We start from the raw sequence: 14909 nt of genomic DNA, 5'->3' as shown, positions 1-14909 counted from the left end.
CAGCGCTGGTGTATAGCTGGTTTTATGTGGTGAGTTGCTGAAACGCTCTCTATAGCCTAAGCGCATCTTCTCGTCGAGCACGAGATACCACATGCACAACACCCCTTGGGAATCCCAAGGGGTGTGACTTTGCTAGGTTATTTCTTTTTCGGCGCTGATATGCTAACTTTTTCGATCTCCACACTCTGTGCGGGTGGGCCATCGACTGCGCCATCTTTGACTCCATGAGCAGCGATATCCCTAAGAACGTCCATCCCTTCAGGTTCCACGGTTCCAAAGAGTGTGTAGTTAGGGGGCAATGGGGAGTCTTTGTAGTTGATGAAGAACTGAGATCCGTTGGTATCAGGGCCCGCATTAGCCATGGCTACAGTGCCGGCCATATAGAGTCCTTGCGCAGATTCTCCAACCGGATATTCATCGGCAAAGCGGAAGCCGGGGCCACCTCGTCCGGTTCCCTCTGGGTCGCCGCACTGGAGCACATAGATCCCGTCAGTAGTCAGACGATGGCACACCGTATTGGTGTAGAAGCCGGACTTCGCCAGGTGAGCGATAATCGCCGAGGTACAGGGAGCTTTGTGCGGGTCAAGGGTTAAGGGGATATCGCCGCGGTTAGTTTCAAAGACTAAGGAGACCGGGTCAGATAGTTTGTCTTCCGGGAGTTTTTCGGAGATATCACCGAATCCCTCTGCCGTGATACCACACTCAGCGGCGAAAACCGCTGTCGCGTCTTGCGCTGCTTCGCCATTTGGTGCCGTCGATGAGTTATCAGTACTGCACCCTGCGATAAGAGCACCACTACTTAAGGTGATCAGGGCTATCTTGGCTAAGCTCTTCATCAATTCTTCGTCGCCGTCCTGTATCTTTCTGGTTAATATTTTCTACGCTGCTGGTGGGGCTGGTGGCATCTCAGCATCTTCTGGGGACGCTGGCACCCCAGGGTTCTCAGGAGCAGCAGGCTCATTACCTAAGGTCTCATTACATAGCGGTGGGACCTGTTCGGGAGTGACCGTATTGGTAATTAGGGTACAGGCCCAGGATTGGGATAGCTTCCAGTGCCCATCTTCGTAGATGAATTCTACATTCTCCGCTGGTTGAGGTTCCCGATCCGGCAGCATGAAATTGACCGTTGCCAGTACTGAGTCAGGGGTATAACCGGGAAGAATGGGCTGAACCACTTGGAACTCTGCACCTGATTCCAACTTAGAATCGGTCATGACCTGGAAGAGCTCTGGTACAGTTTCGCCACCTTGGACTGTTTTGGTCTTCTCTTCCACTGGCACGTTGGGGTCGGCTGCGAGAGCCAAGAGTGCATTGAGTTCCTCGGCAGTAGGCAGACTGGGGGCCATAGCCTCCGTGGGACTCATCGTGGTCTCTGTAGGGGCCACCGTATCGGTGGTTGCATCGGTATCGGTCGAGCAGGCACTCAAACTGAATGCGGTGGTGGCAGCAAGCGCTAGGGCCGCGATTTTCGACGAGGTCATCAAAGAAATCTCCTTTATCGGTTCACGATCGGATCTAATCCCTCTAGACTATCGCAGGAATATCCTCAGGGCGAAAAATTCTCGCACCACCAGCCACTGTGGCACCCTATATCTATGAGCTCTCCTACCTTGCCCAAGATTGTTGTCGTGACCACCGGCGGAACCATCGCTTCCGTGGCACATGCCGGCGGCGCTCGCCATCCAGAAATTACTGGCGAAAAACTCATCGCCCCGATTCGCCAGCGTTTTCATGATCAGTGCACGTTTGAGGTCAGGTCTGTTGGCGTCATTGACTCGTCCGCCATGACCTTTGCCACCATCGACACCATCGTTACTGTCTGCCACGAAGCCCTGCGCGATCCCACGGTAACGGGTGTCATAGTCACGCACGGAACCGATTCGATGGAAGAGACAGCGATCGCCCTCGATACCTTCCACACCGACGCTCGCCCGATTGTTGTTACTGGCTCCCAGGAACCGTTCGATTCGGAGCACTATGACGGCTACGATAATCTTGCTGATGCTGTAATAGTCGCTTTAGATTCAAGCGCTCGTAATATAGGAGTACTGGTCACCTTCGGTCGCGCGGTCCTAGCCGCACGCGGAATGATGAAATGGCATACCAGAGACTTCCTCGGTTTTGCCACGAATGCACCCGAGGAACCCGAGCGGGCAGAGCCGGTGCCGGTGGTTCCACTTGAAGATATTCGGGTTGACATTATTTATGCTTATCCTGGGGCTCCGCGCACTCTTGTCGATGCTGCTCTAGCAGCTGGAGCGAACGGTCTTGTTGTCGAGGCGATGGGGGCCGGAAATGTTGGTGCTGAGATGGCGGCGGCGTTGATCGACGCCCGTGAGAAAAATATTCCCGTTGTGATAAGCACGCGTGTGCCCAGAGGCGAAGTGAATGCATTGTACGGCGGGGCGGGCGGTGGTAGTACTCTCAAGGCCCATGGTGTCGTAGGCTCGCGCTATTTTCGCAGCGCCCAGGCTCGCGTGCTCCTCGCGATTGCCATCGCCTCAGGCCGTGTGCCGGAAACTCTCTTTTAGAAATCTTCCTCAGCTAGGTTGTCTGGCCACGCCAGGCTCGCTATAGGATCAGCCGGCTCTAGGAGGGGATCGTCGGTTGAGAATGTCTTAATAAATCCCGGGCCTGTCGCGCGGGTTTCAAAACGGACGGTCAGCACTCCGTGTCCACATCCTTGGATCCACCCATGACCATAGTCAGGATGGGAGATATCTTGGGTGGGGCGCCATCCGCCATTATCGTGGGAACTAATATCAACCTCGGTGCTGATTTCTGGGGTCGAGCTACGGACTCCGACCTCGTAGTCAGACTCTGCCGACGCTACTGGTTTACTGGGCAGCAATTCAGGGAATAGCATCTCCTGGCTCGGCATTTCGAGGTTGGAAAAGGATACGCCGACGAGGCGAATAGGTCCTACTTCCTGCGGATAGCGGAGGAGCAATTCCGCTGTCTTTTCTAATAATTGCTGGTCGTCGGTGGCGTAGAGGAAAGAGTGGGAGCGTGTTTCGTTGTGGTGATCGGCCATTTTAAGTTTGACACTGACAGTGCGCGCTCCTCGTCCATCTTTGAGCAAACGTTGGTGAGCGCTGCGAAAAGCGCGCTGCAAAGCCTGGTCCACATCGTCTTTTGCGATCAAATCTTCTGAGTAGGTAAATTCGGCGCCCACAGATTTTGCAATAGCGCGGGGGGCTACGGGACGGTTGTCGTTTCCCCGGGCAATCTCCCACAAAGCTAGCCCTGTGGCTCGACCGAGGGCAATTTCCACTTCTTTTTCTTCAAGCGCGGCAAAATCGGCAATCGTATGAACCCCTAGATCTTTCAATCGGCGGGAAGCCACTGGTCCGACTCCCCATAGTTTTCCTACTGGCAGAGCACCGAGAATTTCGCGCTCATCTTCGTGATTAATAACAGCTACTCCGTCCGGTTTCGCCAAACCAGACCCGATTTTTGCGGCCTGTTTTCCGCTTCCGCACCCAATAGAGCACGTGAGTCCTGTTTCTTCGCGGATTGCTTGTCGCAAGTTTTCAGCCCACGCTGTCACCTCTTCAGCCTCTTGACCATGTAGGTTCTCCGGCTCTAGGAATGCCTCGTCGATAGAGAGCTGTTCGATGAGACCCGCTTTATTTTTCACAATACGGAAGACCCGCTGAGATACTAGTGAGTAGACGTTTTTCCGGGGTGAGATAACTACGGCACTATATCCCACGAGATTTTTTGCTTGGTGCATGGGCATGGCTGAATGGGCACCAAAGGCACGCGCTTCATAGCTAGCGCCCGCTACTACTCCGCGCCCGGAGGTGCCGCCCACAAGGACGGGGCGTCCCTTGAGGGTCGGTTTGGTGAGCTGTTCCACTGAGGCGAAGAAGGCATCCATATCAATGTGCAGTACCCACCTCTTATCCATGCGAACAAGTGTACTAAAAGCACTATCAGGTGCAAATGCGGAAATTTGAGGGAAAATATGGCTATTATTTGATAGTCAAAACAACTAATATGATTAATGTGTACGCGATAAAAACATCGACCAAATACGTCCTCACACTCATCATATTGCTCGCCATCACTTGCACCCCGGCGCAGGCAAAACTCCACTCCACAACGCTTATCGGCTCCGGAACTGGCGCCGAGTACGTGGCTCTCGGCGACTCCTTCGCCGCGAACCCTAGCACCACGGAACACTACGAGATTCTTAACCCCAATGAATTCTGCCGATATGGGGATATCTCATACCCAGAAGCGCTTGCTCGATACTTCAACAGTTTTGCTAATTTCACCTGTTCAGGTGCTGTCATCCGCGACGATTATATCGGCCGGCCAGTCAAAGCCACGATGATGACACTTCTCAACAATGCCGCCCCATCTCGAGCTCTCGGCCCCGATACTCAGATTGTCACCATCACTATCGGAGGAAATGAATCCTGGAATGGTGTCCGTGACTACGGCCTTGCTGGATCAACGCCCCTTGTCACCACTGATAATTATATTATTCGTATAAAAGAGTCGATCAGCCGCATTAAAGAATTAGCTCCGCAGGCGCGTATTTTATTGGTGGGATATCCCGAAGTTGTCGGCCCCGATAATCAAGGCTGCTTGATCAGTAGTGATCGCTTTGGATTTCCGATCCACCTATCCATACCTGTAGTGGGTGCCTACGACTACGTGCGTGCTCTAAATCACGCAATGCAGGAGGCCGCCCCACTTTTAGGGGTAGAGTACGTCGATGTCTATACCGATTCGATTGGGCACGGTTTGTGTGCACCTGAGAATCAGCGCTATATCAAAGCCATTGTGGATACTCCGGCGCGCGATCCGATGTTGCCGCTACACCCCACCGAATTAGGTACTGAATTCCAGGCTCGCAAGGTTGCCGAGTATTTGAATCTACAGTAAAAAAGAGGCCTCGCTATAAGGCCTCCTTTTTATAACTTTTTATAACCTAGCTGCGCTGCAGGTGCGCACTAACTCCACTGAGCACCTCGTGATCCAAGGTTTCGTTGCTCACGATAGAGAATTCGGTGGCTAATACTTCGCCAGCGATAAAGTCGCGGTGGCGTTGAGCCCATTCCACCTTCTCACCTGGCACCGACAGCACCACGCTGATGCGATCGGATACCTCAAAGCCACTATTCTTTCTGGCGTCTTGAAGACCGCGCACAATATCAGCGGCCCATCCCTCGGCTTCAAGGTCCTCCGAGAGCGTCGTATCCAATACCACCAGTCCACCGACGCCCTCGATGGCTGCCGTCGAGGCTGGATCGGCGGCGACGAGCCGCTCGCTAAATTCTGCTGGTTGCAATTCGATGCCGTCGGCAAGCAGGGTTCCGGTCTCTAGAATTTCGTAGTTACCAGCCTTCACAGCCTTAATCACCCGTTGTACGTCCCTGCCGAGGCGAGGACCAGCTACCTTGGCATTCACGACGGCCTCGAAGCGGCCCACAGAATCAACATTCGAAGTTAGCTCTACATTTTTTACATTCACTTCGTCGCGAATGATCGAAGTAAATTCCGCCAGCCGTTCTGCCTCAGGAAGAGCCACCGTGAGCTTCGACAGCGGTAATCGATTACGTAGCTTATGAGCCTTTCGCACAGAGGAGCTCGCCGAGCATACCCCGCGGATATCATCCATGGCGCCGACCAAGTTCACATTGGCCGCAAAATCTTTGGCCCGAGGATAGTCCGTTAAGTGCACAGAGCGACCTCCGGTTAAGGCCCTCCAGATAACCTCCGAGATCATGGGCAGTAGTGGCGCGGTTAGACGGGTGAGCGTCTCAAGCACGGTGTAGAGGGTGTTGAAGGCCTCGGGGTGCTCTTCGTCGCCCGCCCAGAAACGCTCACGGGAGCGACGCACATACCAGTTCGTCAATGCATCACAGAACCAACGCACCTCATCACAGGCCCGTGCTACGTCGGTTGCATCGAGCGCTGTGGTGATGTTATGCACCAAATCGTGCAGCTTAGCCAGAATATAGCGGTCGAGGACGTCCTCGGAATCTAGGGACCACTGGGCCGGCTTCGAGGAATAGAGTTGGAGGAAAGTATAAGCATTCCACATGGGCAGCAAAGCTTGGCGTACACCTTCGCGAATGCCTTGCTCGGTGACAATAAGGTTGCCGCCACGCAGGATCGGTGAAGACATGAGGAACCAGCGCATAGCGTCGGACCCATCTCGATCGAAAACCTCATTGACATTCGGGTAATTGCCCTTGGACTTGCTCATCTTCAGACCGTCGTCGCCGAGTACGATGCCGTGAGCAACTACCTTCTTATACGCTGGGCGGTCGAAGAGAGCCGTAGCCAGAACGTGCATAGTGTAGAACCAGCCACGTGATTGCCCCGAGTATTCCACAATGAAATCTGCTGGTGCGTGGGTGTCGAACCACTCTTTGTTCTCAAAGGGATAATGCTTCTGCGCAAATTGCATCGATCCAGATTCAAACCAGCAGTCAAGAACCTCCGGAACGCGCCGCATCATCGACTCCCCTGTCGGATCATCGGGATTCGGACGCACGAGCTCATCAATATACGGGCGGTGAAGGGAGGTCGGCCGCACTCCGAAATCGCGCTCAAGTTCATCAAGGGAGCCGTAGACGTCTATGCGTGGATAGTTTTCATCGTCGGAGACCCACACTGGGATAGGCGATCCCCAGTAACGGTTGCGGGAGATATTCCAGTCGCGCGCACCTTCAAGCCATTTGCCGAATTGGCCGTCGCGAATATGCGCAGGCATCCATTCGATCTGCTCATGGTTGAGCTCCACCATGCGATCGCGGACTTTAGTGACCGCCACGAACCAGGACGGCAAAGCCATGTAGATCAGCGGCTCACCGGAGCGCCACGAGTGCGGATAGGAGTGCTCAATAGTTTGATGGCGCACCACCCGTTGCGCTTTTTTAAGATCTTTGATGATCTCCTTGTTGGCATCAAAGACTAGTAAACCCTCATATTCAGGAACGAGGCTGGTGAATTTTCCATCCATATCCACCGGAATCACCACATCGATTCCATGGGCCTGGCAGGCGATCATATCATCTTCACCGAAGGCCGGAGCTTGGTGTACGATGCCGGTGCCGTCTTCGGTTGTGACATAGTCAGCGCCGATGATCTGGAAGGCATGCGGGTGGTCAAGGAAATAATTGAAAACCGGCTCATAGGTCAGTCCGATCAAGTCGGTACCGGGGTGAACTGAGATAATCTCAAAGTCCCCAAGCTCAGCCGCGTAGGAGTCCACGAGGGCTCGGGCTAGTAGGAAATCTTGACCCACAAAATCCGCTGCTCCCGATGGGCCCACCTTGACGCGCACATATTCAACGTCGGGGTTGACCGCAAGTGCCAAGTTGGAGGGCAGGGTCCACGGCGTGGTGGTCCAGGCAATCGCAGCCGCTCCAACAAGATCGGGATTAGCACTACTTCCCTTTCGGAACCCAGTGATCGGCAGGGTAACCGTTAATGTGGGATCTTGGCGCATCTTATAGGAATCGTCGAGACGCGTTTCCTGATTAGATAAAGGAGTATGCTCGGCCCAGGAATAGGGCAGTACCCTAAAGCCCTGGTAGATCAAGCCCTTGTCGTAGAGAGCCTTAAAAGCCCACATGACCGATTCCATAAAGCCGAGATCCATGGTCTTATACCCATTGGCAAAATCCACCCAGCGGGCTTGTCGGGTTACATAGTCCTTCCACTCTTCGGTATAACGAAGAACCGAGGTGGCGCAGAACTTATTGAATTTTTCCAGGCCCATCGACTCGATCTCGCCCTTGTCCTTGATGCCCAGCTGCTTCTCAGCTTCCAGCTCTGCGGGCAGTCCGTGGCAGTCCCAACCGAACACACGGCTGACAAGATTGCCCTGCATGGTGCGATAACGAGGGATAATATCTTTGACGTAGCCTGTCAGAAGATGCCCGTAGTGAGGCAAGCCATTCGCGAAGGGCGGACCGTCATAAAAGACGTATTCCTCCTGCCCCTCTCGCTGGTCGATAGAAGCTTGGAAGGTGGAATCTTCCTTCCAGTATTTCAGTACTGCCTCTTCCATATCGGGGAATCTGGTTGACCCCCCTGTCATATCGACCTTGGGATAAACTTTGCCGAATTCGGACATTCAACGCTCCTTCAAGAAAAACTTGTGGGTTCCACCAGATGCAGGGACGCTAGTGTCGCGCGGTACCACCCTGCTTGAATGCCATCAGCATTCCGCTTCGTTTTTCTTGCTGCGAGGATATGACGGTCCCACCCGCTCAGTTCTACTGAGAGGAAACGCACTTCGGTGCGGTTTTCTCCGTTCTTCCGAGAAGCTCCCCCGGTGATAGCCGAGATCGTTGCCTATAGTGAGATAAATTATAGCGCGTCCTGACAAAAAAAGACCAGTTCCCACCACGAGGTGGAAACTGGCCATTAAGCTAACCGAACTACTCAGCTGGCTTAGCGGAGGTTCGGGACTCCAGCTCAGCAAGCTGCGACTCAAGGAGGGTCTTCAGGCGGGTACGGTATTCGCGCTCGAAGGTGCGCAGCTCAGCAATGCGGTTTTCCAGAGCATTCTGCTGCTGCTTGATGGTAGCCATGGTCTCGGTATGCTTACGCTCTGCGTCAGCTTGGAGAGCATTAGCCTTGTCCTCAGCGGCCTTAATTTGTGCATCTGCCTGAGCTTGGGCCTCGGATAGAGCTTGGTAGGACTTGGTTTTCGCTTCCTCAAGGAGACGCTCGGCGGTGATATGAGCGTCGTGGACCTGCTTTTCGGAGCGCTCGCGAGCGTCATCCAAAGTAGCCTTAGCGGAAGCCTCAGCTTCGGCTACTTGTTTCTCAGCCGCGGAGCGAGCGTCGTCAAGAAGCGACTTGGACTCGGTCTTTGCCTCGTAGGTCAAGCGGTCCGCCATCTCCTGAGCCATACCAAGTACGCGGGCTGCTTGCATATGGGTATCGGCGGAGGCTGCCTCTCCGCTTGGAGCTGCGATGGTAGCAGGTGCGGATTTCTGGGCGGCAGCAAGTTCGTCCTTTGCGGACTGAGCCTCAGTCTGAGCCTTGCGCACAGCCGACTCTAGTTCGACGAGTTTCTTTTCGTATTCGGCCTTGAGCTGGTTTTCCACCTCGGCTCTTATAGCTGTCTCGTTAGCTCCACTTGGTACAGCCTGAGGAACGATACCCGATTGCAAGTCGGCGATTTGTTTACGCAGATCGTCGTTCTCGTCTTGAATCTCGGCGAGGGTATCCTCAACCAGATCCAAGAACTGATCGACCTCGTCCTCGTTGTAGCCACGCTTACCAATCGGCGGCTTGCTGAATGCGACATTATGCACATCGGCTGGAGTCAGCGGCATGGAAATTTCCCTTCGAGATTCAATCTATTTCGACGTGCTCTGTCGCTCGCCGAACTTACATTTCTTACCTAGAATAACCCACTAAAGTCGCTAAAGGTAATGAAGACACGACTAATTAAAAGTGGACTCCCGTTTATATTAGCCCCTTATTTTGATATGCGCACCAATTTCTATAAGTAAATTGCAGGTTATTACCCCATTGCTTGTGCACTCCCGTGCCTGCCCAACGGTGACTTATGATGAGCGATTACCAAGAAAAAACCCTCCCAGCGCCTCAACGAAAGTCAAGACTAGGAGGGGGATTTGCGAACCTTCACATACTGTTTAGAGCAAAACCGCTATTAAAACCTTGGAAAACGAGAGGGCGAAGAAAAGGATAAGGATGGAAACGTCGAGCGATACGCCACCGAGTGGGAGCGGAGGAACCACTCGTCTGAGCGCCTTGACTGGCGGATCAGTGACCACGAAGGCAGCCTCCGAGAGCCGGTTGAACCAGCTAGGCGCACTGTAGTTTCGAGAGAATGTCACAATCATCTCAACCAGGATGCGCGCGATAAGGACGAAGAGATAAAGTTCGATCGCCCACAACAGGATAATTTTGATAGTTTCCACGGAGAACTTCGGGCCCTTTCACAGATAAACAGGACAAAAAAAGTCCTTGTCTCGGTACACTAGTTAGCCTAGTGCACCGTGACAAGGTTTAAAAAGATGACTTCCACCATCGAGCGCCGAAATTAGTGGATATGTGCAGCCTTCTTCAACTGCTCGCTGTCAAGATCGCAGTGCTCAGGGATAACAGCGAAAATACGGTTCTCTAGCTTAACCATTCGACCACGCAACGCATAGCAAAGACCTGCGGCGAAATCGACAATTCCTTTGGCTTCCTTGGCATCCAAGGCCGCGAGGTCGAATACGACGGCATCCCCGTCACGGAAGGGCTCACCGATCTTCACGGCATCATTATTGCGGTAGATTTTCACGGAAACTACCGACGCTTCGACACGGGTACGAGTGGCATAGTGATCCTCGCGCTCACGAGCGTAGCTTGGGGTCCGATCATAGCTTTGAGGCTCCTCGAAATAGGCATCCTCAGAGTCATATGGGAAGGAGTCGGGGTCAGCGCCGAAGAAGAATTCTTTGGTGGATTTAAACAAGGACATAGTGGGAACCTTTCGGGTGTGTGCGCCGCGATCTCTCGAGCGCTACTGCGGTGGTGGAAGTATTGTCAAGTACTCAGATTATCGGGTAACAGTGCTGGACATGGAGACAAACACGCCCAATTGTGCGCCTCTATTAACTAGTGATATAAATAACACCCGCCTGACGTCCGGTATTCCCGTCCCGACGATAAGAAAAGAATTGTTGATCACTGATGGTGCATCGGTGATCACAGTCAATCGAGCGTACTCCGAGAGCGTATAACTGGTTTATGATCCCCGCACGCAGGTCCAGGCCCGGGGTCTGTTTAAGAGTTGTTGTACGCGCACCGCTAAGATGTCGTTCCACGTCGGCAGCCATAGCCTCCGGCACCTCATAGAAGTCGCCCGAGGCCGCAGGGCCTATGAGGGCATGCATCCGAGACGGAATTGCTCCAAGTTCTACCATGCGCTCGACAGTACGGCGAACAATGCCATTTCGAGCCCCCATGCGCCCGGCGTGTACCGCGGCCACGAGCGGAGCCTGCGGATCACTCAGGAGAACGGGAACACAATCAGCCACGAGAACACACATACCCAGCTTCGGCGTCGCGGTTATGAGAGCGTCCGTTGCCGGCACAGGTTGGTCTGTTGGATATTCGACAACGGTGATATTGGGTGAGTGGATCTGCTCCATCCACACCAAATTTTGTTCGTCGAGCCCGACTAATCGCGCGAGCCGCGCTCGGTTCGCGCGCACGTTGTCCTCATGGTCACCCACGTGATCTCCGAGGTTGAAGGAATCATAGGGGCTTGGGGAAACGCCTCCACGCCTGGACGTGAAGAACTGGCGCACAGGGCGCGCAGGGAAATCGGGGCCCTGAGGCCCCTCAGGCTTGGGCATATGATCTAGTAACGCATGAAGTCGGGGATGTCGAGATCGTCGTCATCCTCGGGGCGCTTTGGGGTCGGTTCGCTTATACGCGATGTAAATAAACCCCCTTTGCCACTGGAGGTATCCGAGGAGAATTCGTAGCGTCGATGGCGCGCATCATAGCTCTCTTGACTTTCACCGCTTTCACCCGAGCCCATAATCCCAGACGTGGGTGATGGTTCTGGGGTAGGTGATGCAGCCATGGCAGGCTGAGAGTCGGTGGAATTGTTGTCCCCGGTGTTATCGAAACCAGCCGCAATGACGGTTACCCGAACTTCGTCTCCCAGGTTGTCATCGAAGATGGTGCCGAAGATCAGGTTGACGTCTTCGTCGGCCTTTTCTTGAACCATCGACGCCGCCATATTCACTTCCATAAGTCCCAGATCAGATCCGCCTGCCACTGAAATCAGCACACCCTTAGCGCCTTCCATGGTGGATTCGAGCAGCGGGGAGTTAATCGCTTGCTGGGCGGCTTCCATCACACGGTTCTCACCGCTGGCTGAGCCCACGCCCATTAAGGCGGTTCCCGCATTAGCCATCACGGTTTTGACATCATTGAAGTCAAGGTTGATAACGCCTGGAGTAGTGATGAGCTTGGTGATGCCCTGGACGCCGTTGTGGAGCACTTGGTCAGCGGCGCGGAAGGCTTCCATCATGGAGAGGTTCTCGTCTCCCAATTCGAGGAGTCGATCATTAGGGATCACGATGAGGGTATCGCAGACCTCAGCTAGCTTCTCAATACCTTCGATGGCCTGCTTGGTGCGGCGGCGACCTTCGAATTTAAAGGGGCGGGTCACCACACCCACTGTCAGAGCTCCCTGCTTGCGCGCAATAGAGGCGACCACTGGGGCGGCACCGGTTCCGGTTCCCCCACCCTCACCAGCGGTTACGAAGACCATATCGGCACCCTCGAGGGTTTCTTCGATTTCTTTTTTGTGATCTTCTGCAGATTGGCGTCCAACTTCAGGATTAGCTCCGGCGCCAAGGCCTCGGGTGGCCTCGCGTCCGATATCGAGCTTGACGTCCGCATCGGTGAACATCAGTGCCTGCGAATCGGTATTCACGGCGATAAATTCAACACCCTTCAGACCTTCTTCGATCATGCGGTTGACTGCATTGACGCCACCGCCGCCAACACCAACGACCTTCATTACGGCGATGTAGTTATCTGGGGAAGTCATAAAGAAGACTCGCCTTTCTGGAAATTCTTGTGCTCGTATTAATCTAGCTGTCACCCTTTCGGGCTGTGGTCAACCAGAAAGCGTGAAGGTTTGTAGCTTCTATCTTCGCGGACGAACCCAAAAATTCTTGGTACATTTTCGTGGCGTGTCGATACCCTCAACCTAAACTTTAGAGTTTTGACATGCGATTTTAGCGTTGCGGCTCGATATTTCTAAGGGACGACAGAAACGATCGGCGCACCTGAGATATCAATGGTTTGCTCGGGTCGAGTCACCGCTACCGACAAAGCGATTGCTTTATCATGACTATTCTCATTGCTACCCCAAAAAACCCGCTTTCCATCCTTAAGAAGGAGTGCCATACTGCTTGCCGACGGTGCTTGGATCTCCGCAATCGCCGACCGCTCCGCAACGCCAATACTCTCGATTACCCCCAGGATATCGCGGTAGCCCTGGTCATCGGTCACCCCTGTCACTGCAATGAGCCCCTCGGGGTGCGGTTCGACGACAAAGACCCGCCCTTGACGGTCGATGAGGTGATCCCCGTCCTCTTTAGCTTCGTACATCACTGGCTCGTGCTCAACGATTTCGATTGCCACGGTGCTCGGAAGCTGGGTTTTTACTGTGGCCGTCAGTACCCACGGCAAGGCAACGAGATCCTGAGCAATATCCTGGGTATCTACTCGCACCGTATTCGTACCGATCAGCGGATCGGTGACGTTCTGGATATCTTCGGCGTGGGTGTGCTGGCTACCTTGGGAGATAATCTCCTTAACCGTGAATACGGGGAAGAAAAAGGCGATGGCGAAGAGAATGAGGCATATTGACCCTATGCCTACCAAGGTCAGTGATATCTTTTTCGCCATCATCAGATAAATCGATCCTTTCCAGGTCCTAGGCACCGGTGGTTAGCTCGTGTAAAAGGGACGCTCCCAACATGGTCACGCTTCCTGCCCCCATCGTGATCACCAGGTCGCCTGGTTGCAACTGTGGCGCGATAGTGGCTGCGGCTGCGGAAAAATCTGGCACAAAGCTAGCTGGGATAGTCATAGCCGAGGTGATAATCTGTGAGTCCACTCCCTCTACAGCTTCCTCGCGGGCGCCATAAATATCCAAGACATAGGCACGATCTGCAAGCGATAAGGCGCTGGCGAATTCCGAGGAAAATTCTAGAGTACGGGAATATAAGTGGGGTTGAAACACAGCAACCAAGCGTCCGTGGCCTCGAGCGGCTATTCTCTCTCGTGCGGCTTGCAGCACGGCCGCAACTTCCGTGGGGTGATGGGCATAATCGTCGTAGAGATCAATATCGTTGGCACTACCACGGTATTCAAAACGACGGCGCACCCCACCGAAGGCAGAAATTCCGCGAACCAAAGCAGCGAAGTCCCCCCCAGCGGCCACGCCTGCGGTCACGGCGGCCGCAGCATTTAGCACCATGTGCTGGCCTGGAATGCTCAGGCTGATAGGCATCGACCGCTCCCCCATCTTCAGCACGGCGGTGGTGTGATCGGTGCCGGTGCTCATCGATTCAACGATCGTATGAGCAATGTCGGGATGCTGTGCGGCTGCCTCTGGTGTGCCATATCCCCATACCACCGTGAAGTCCTTAAAGTCCTCTCCCAACTGTGCGGCAGCTGGATCATCGAGGCAGACAATCAACGTACCTCCGGAATCTACTCTCTCCGCGAAATCGTAAAATACCTGCATATACGCATCATTGGAGCCGTAATAGTCGAGGTGATCGGGCTCCATATTGGTTACTACCGCAATATCGGGGCTATACCGCAACAGCGACGCATCCGATTCATCCGCCTCAGCTATGAAGAACTGGCTGAGACCGTGATGGGCATTCTTGCCTGAATCGCTGAGTTGCCCACCGATCGCATAGCTGGGATCCATGTCCGCGTGGTGCATCGCTACGACGGCCATCGAGGTGGTCGAGGTTTTGCCATGGGTTCCGGCGATGAGGATTTGCGTTTTATCGGCCATCAATTCTCCCAGGAGATCGGAGCGCCGAATCACTGGAATACCAAGTGAGTTGGCGTGCGATAATTCTGGATTATCTGGTGGGATCGCGGCGAATGAGGTGACAACCACAGTAGGGAGCTGACCTGAGAGGGTGAGGTTGTCAGCTGCGTGTCCGACAGCGATATGGGCGCCCAAGGTACGCAAATCACCAAGAGCCGGAGATTCTTTGATATCCGATCCAGATACCACAAGCCCCCGTTCAAGAAGGATACTGGCAAGCCCTGACATACCGGCGCCTCCAATTCCCACTAGGTGAACTCGGGACAAATCATGCGAGGTGACCATGCTATCTTCCAATTCTTTAACTATG

At 53.9% G+C, this 14909-nt stretch carries 13 protein-coding genes; 2 read left to right on the top strand and 11 right to left on the bottom strand.

What is annotated here, in order from left to right; translation table 11 throughout:
- Nucleotides 1-137 precede the first annotated feature (137 nt).
- Both NXT01_RS00275 and NXT01_RS00270 read right to left on the bottom strand, forming a co-directional pair.
- Nucleotides 138-836 (bottom strand): peptidylprolyl isomerase, encoded by a 699-nt coding sequence (locus NXT01_RS00275; RefSeq protein ID WP_259076148.1) that lies wholly within the window; start codon nucleotides 834-836, stop codon nucleotides 138-140.
- Nucleotides 837-878: 42 nt separating this feature from the next.
- Nucleotides 879-1481 (bottom strand): hypothetical protein, encoded by a 603-nt coding sequence (locus NXT01_RS00270; protein ID WP_259076146.1) that lies wholly within the window; start codon nucleotides 1479-1481, stop codon nucleotides 879-881.
- 108 nt (nucleotides 1482-1589) lie between these two features.
- On the opposite strand from NXT01_RS00270, the gene NXT01_RS00265 reads away from it, so the two are divergent.
- Nucleotides 1590-2531 (top strand): asparaginase, encoded by a 942-nt coding sequence (locus NXT01_RS00265; protein WP_396124697.1) that lies wholly within the window; start codon nucleotides 1590-1592, stop codon nucleotides 2529-2531.
- Here the strand turns inward: NXT01_RS00265 and NXT01_RS00260 are convergent.
- Nucleotides 2528-3913 (bottom strand): DNA polymerase IV, encoded by a 1386-nt coding sequence (locus NXT01_RS00260; RefSeq protein ID WP_259076142.1) that lies wholly within the window; start codon nucleotides 3911-3913, stop codon nucleotides 2528-2530. The genes NXT01_RS00265 and NXT01_RS00260 overlap by 4 nt on opposite strands.
- A gap of 98 nt (nucleotides 3914-4011) precedes the next feature.
- Between NXT01_RS00260 and NXT01_RS00255 the strand changes: the two genes are divergently transcribed.
- Entirely contained in the window at nucleotides 4012-4899 is an 888-nt protein-coding gene (locus NXT01_RS00255; RefSeq protein WP_259076139.1) for an SGNH/GDSL hydrolase family protein, read from the top strand.
- Nucleotides 4900-4945: 46 nt separating this feature from the next.
- On the opposite strand, the gene ileS is transcribed toward NXT01_RS00255, so the two are convergent.
- The 8 genes from ileS to murC form a co-directional block, all read right to left on the bottom strand.
- Nucleotides 4946-8104, bottom strand: a complete 3159-nt coding sequence (ileS, locus tag NXT01_RS00250) for an isoleucine--tRNA ligase (RefSeq protein ID WP_259076138.1) — start codon at nucleotides 8102-8104, stop codon at nucleotides 4946-4948.
- 307 nt (nucleotides 8105-8411) lie between these two features.
- Nucleotides 8412-9317 carry a DivIVA domain-containing protein gene (locus NXT01_RS00245; RefSeq protein WP_259076135.1) on the bottom strand — a complete coding sequence of 302 codons (906 nt, stop codon included), beginning with the start codon at nucleotides 9315-9317 and terminating at the stop codon, nucleotides 8412-8414.
- Between the two features lie 324 nt (nucleotides 9318-9641).
- Nucleotides 9642-9929, bottom strand: a complete 288-nt coding sequence (locus NXT01_RS00240; RefSeq protein ID WP_259076133.1) for a YggT family protein — start codon at nucleotides 9927-9929, stop codon at nucleotides 9642-9644.
- Between the two features lie 122 nt (nucleotides 9930-10051).
- Nucleotides 10052-10477, bottom strand: a complete 426-nt coding sequence (locus tag NXT01_RS00235) for a cell division protein SepF (protein WP_259076131.1) — start codon at nucleotides 10475-10477, stop codon at nucleotides 10052-10054.
- A gap of 133 nt (nucleotides 10478-10610) precedes the next feature.
- Nucleotides 10611-11357, bottom strand: a complete 747-nt coding sequence (gene pgeF, locus NXT01_RS00230; protein ID WP_259076130.1) for a peptidoglycan editing factor PgeF — start codon at nucleotides 11355-11357, stop codon at nucleotides 10611-10613.
- Nucleotides 11358-11362: 5 nt separating this feature from the next.
- Nucleotides 11363-12568, bottom strand: coding sequence for a cell division protein FtsZ (gene ftsZ / locus NXT01_RS00225; protein ID WP_259076128.1), 1206 nt, complete (start codon nucleotides 12566-12568; stop codon nucleotides 11363-11365).
- Between the two features lie 212 nt (nucleotides 12569-12780).
- Nucleotides 12781-13437, bottom strand: coding sequence for a cell division protein FtsQ/DivIB (locus tag NXT01_RS00220; protein ID WP_259076126.1), 657 nt, complete (start codon nucleotides 13435-13437; stop codon nucleotides 12781-12783).
- 25 nt (nucleotides 13438-13462) lie between these two features.
- Nucleotides 13463-14884 (bottom strand): UDP-N-acetylmuramate--L-alanine ligase, encoded by a 1422-nt coding sequence (murC, locus tag NXT01_RS00215; RefSeq protein ID WP_259076114.1) that lies wholly within the window; start codon nucleotides 14882-14884, stop codon nucleotides 13463-13465.
- Nucleotides 14885-14909 lie beyond the last annotated feature (25 nt).

Source organism: Corynebacterium sp. ES2775-CONJ (genome assembly GCF_024814515.1).
Classification (GTDB): Bacteria; Actinomycetota; Actinomycetes; order Mycobacteriales; family Mycobacteriaceae; genus Corynebacterium.
This window is presented reverse-complemented; position numbering and strand designations above follow the sequence as displayed.

What these genes read in the sequence shown, in the direction of transcription:
- NXT01_RS00275 (WP_259076148.1), bottom strand. Translation starts at nt 836, where the DNA reads ATGAAGAGCTTAGCCAAGATAGCCCTGATCACCTTAAGTAGTGGTGCT.
- NXT01_RS00270 (WP_259076146.1), bottom strand. Translation starts at nt 1,481, where the DNA reads ATGACCTCGTCGAAAATCGCGGCCCTAGCGCTTGCTGCCACCACCGCA.
- NXT01_RS00260 (WP_259076142.1), bottom strand. Translation starts at nt 3,913, where the DNA reads ATGGATAAGAGGTGGGTACTGCACATTGATATGGATGCCTTCTTCGCC.
- ileS (WP_259076138.1), bottom strand. Translation starts at nt 8,104, where the DNA reads ATGTCCGAATTCGGCAAAGTTTATCCCAAGGTCGATATGACAGGGGGG.
- NXT01_RS00245 (WP_259076135.1), bottom strand. Translation starts at nt 9,317, where the DNA reads ATGCCGCTGACTCCAGCCGATGTGCATAATGTCGCATTCAGCAAGCCG.
- NXT01_RS00235 (WP_259076131.1), bottom strand. Translation starts at nt 10,477, where the DNA reads ATGTCCTTGTTTAAATCCACCAAAGAATTCTTCTTCGGCGCTGACCCC.
- pgeF (WP_259076130.1), bottom strand. Translation starts at nt 11,357, where the DNA reads ATGCCCAAGCCTGAGGGGCCTCAGGGCCCCGATTTCCCTGCGCGCCCT.
- ftsZ (WP_259076128.1), bottom strand. Translation starts at nt 12,568, where the DNA reads ATGACTTCCCCAGATAACTACATCGCCGTAATGAAGGTCGTTGGTGTT.
- NXT01_RS00220 (WP_259076126.1), bottom strand. Translation starts at nt 13,437, where the DNA reads ATGATGGCGAAAAAGATATCACTGACCTTGGTAGGCATAGGGTCAATA.
- murC (WP_259076114.1), bottom strand. Translation starts at nt 14,884, where the DNA reads ATGGTCACCTCGCATGATTTGTCCCGAGTTCACCTAGTGGGAATTGGA.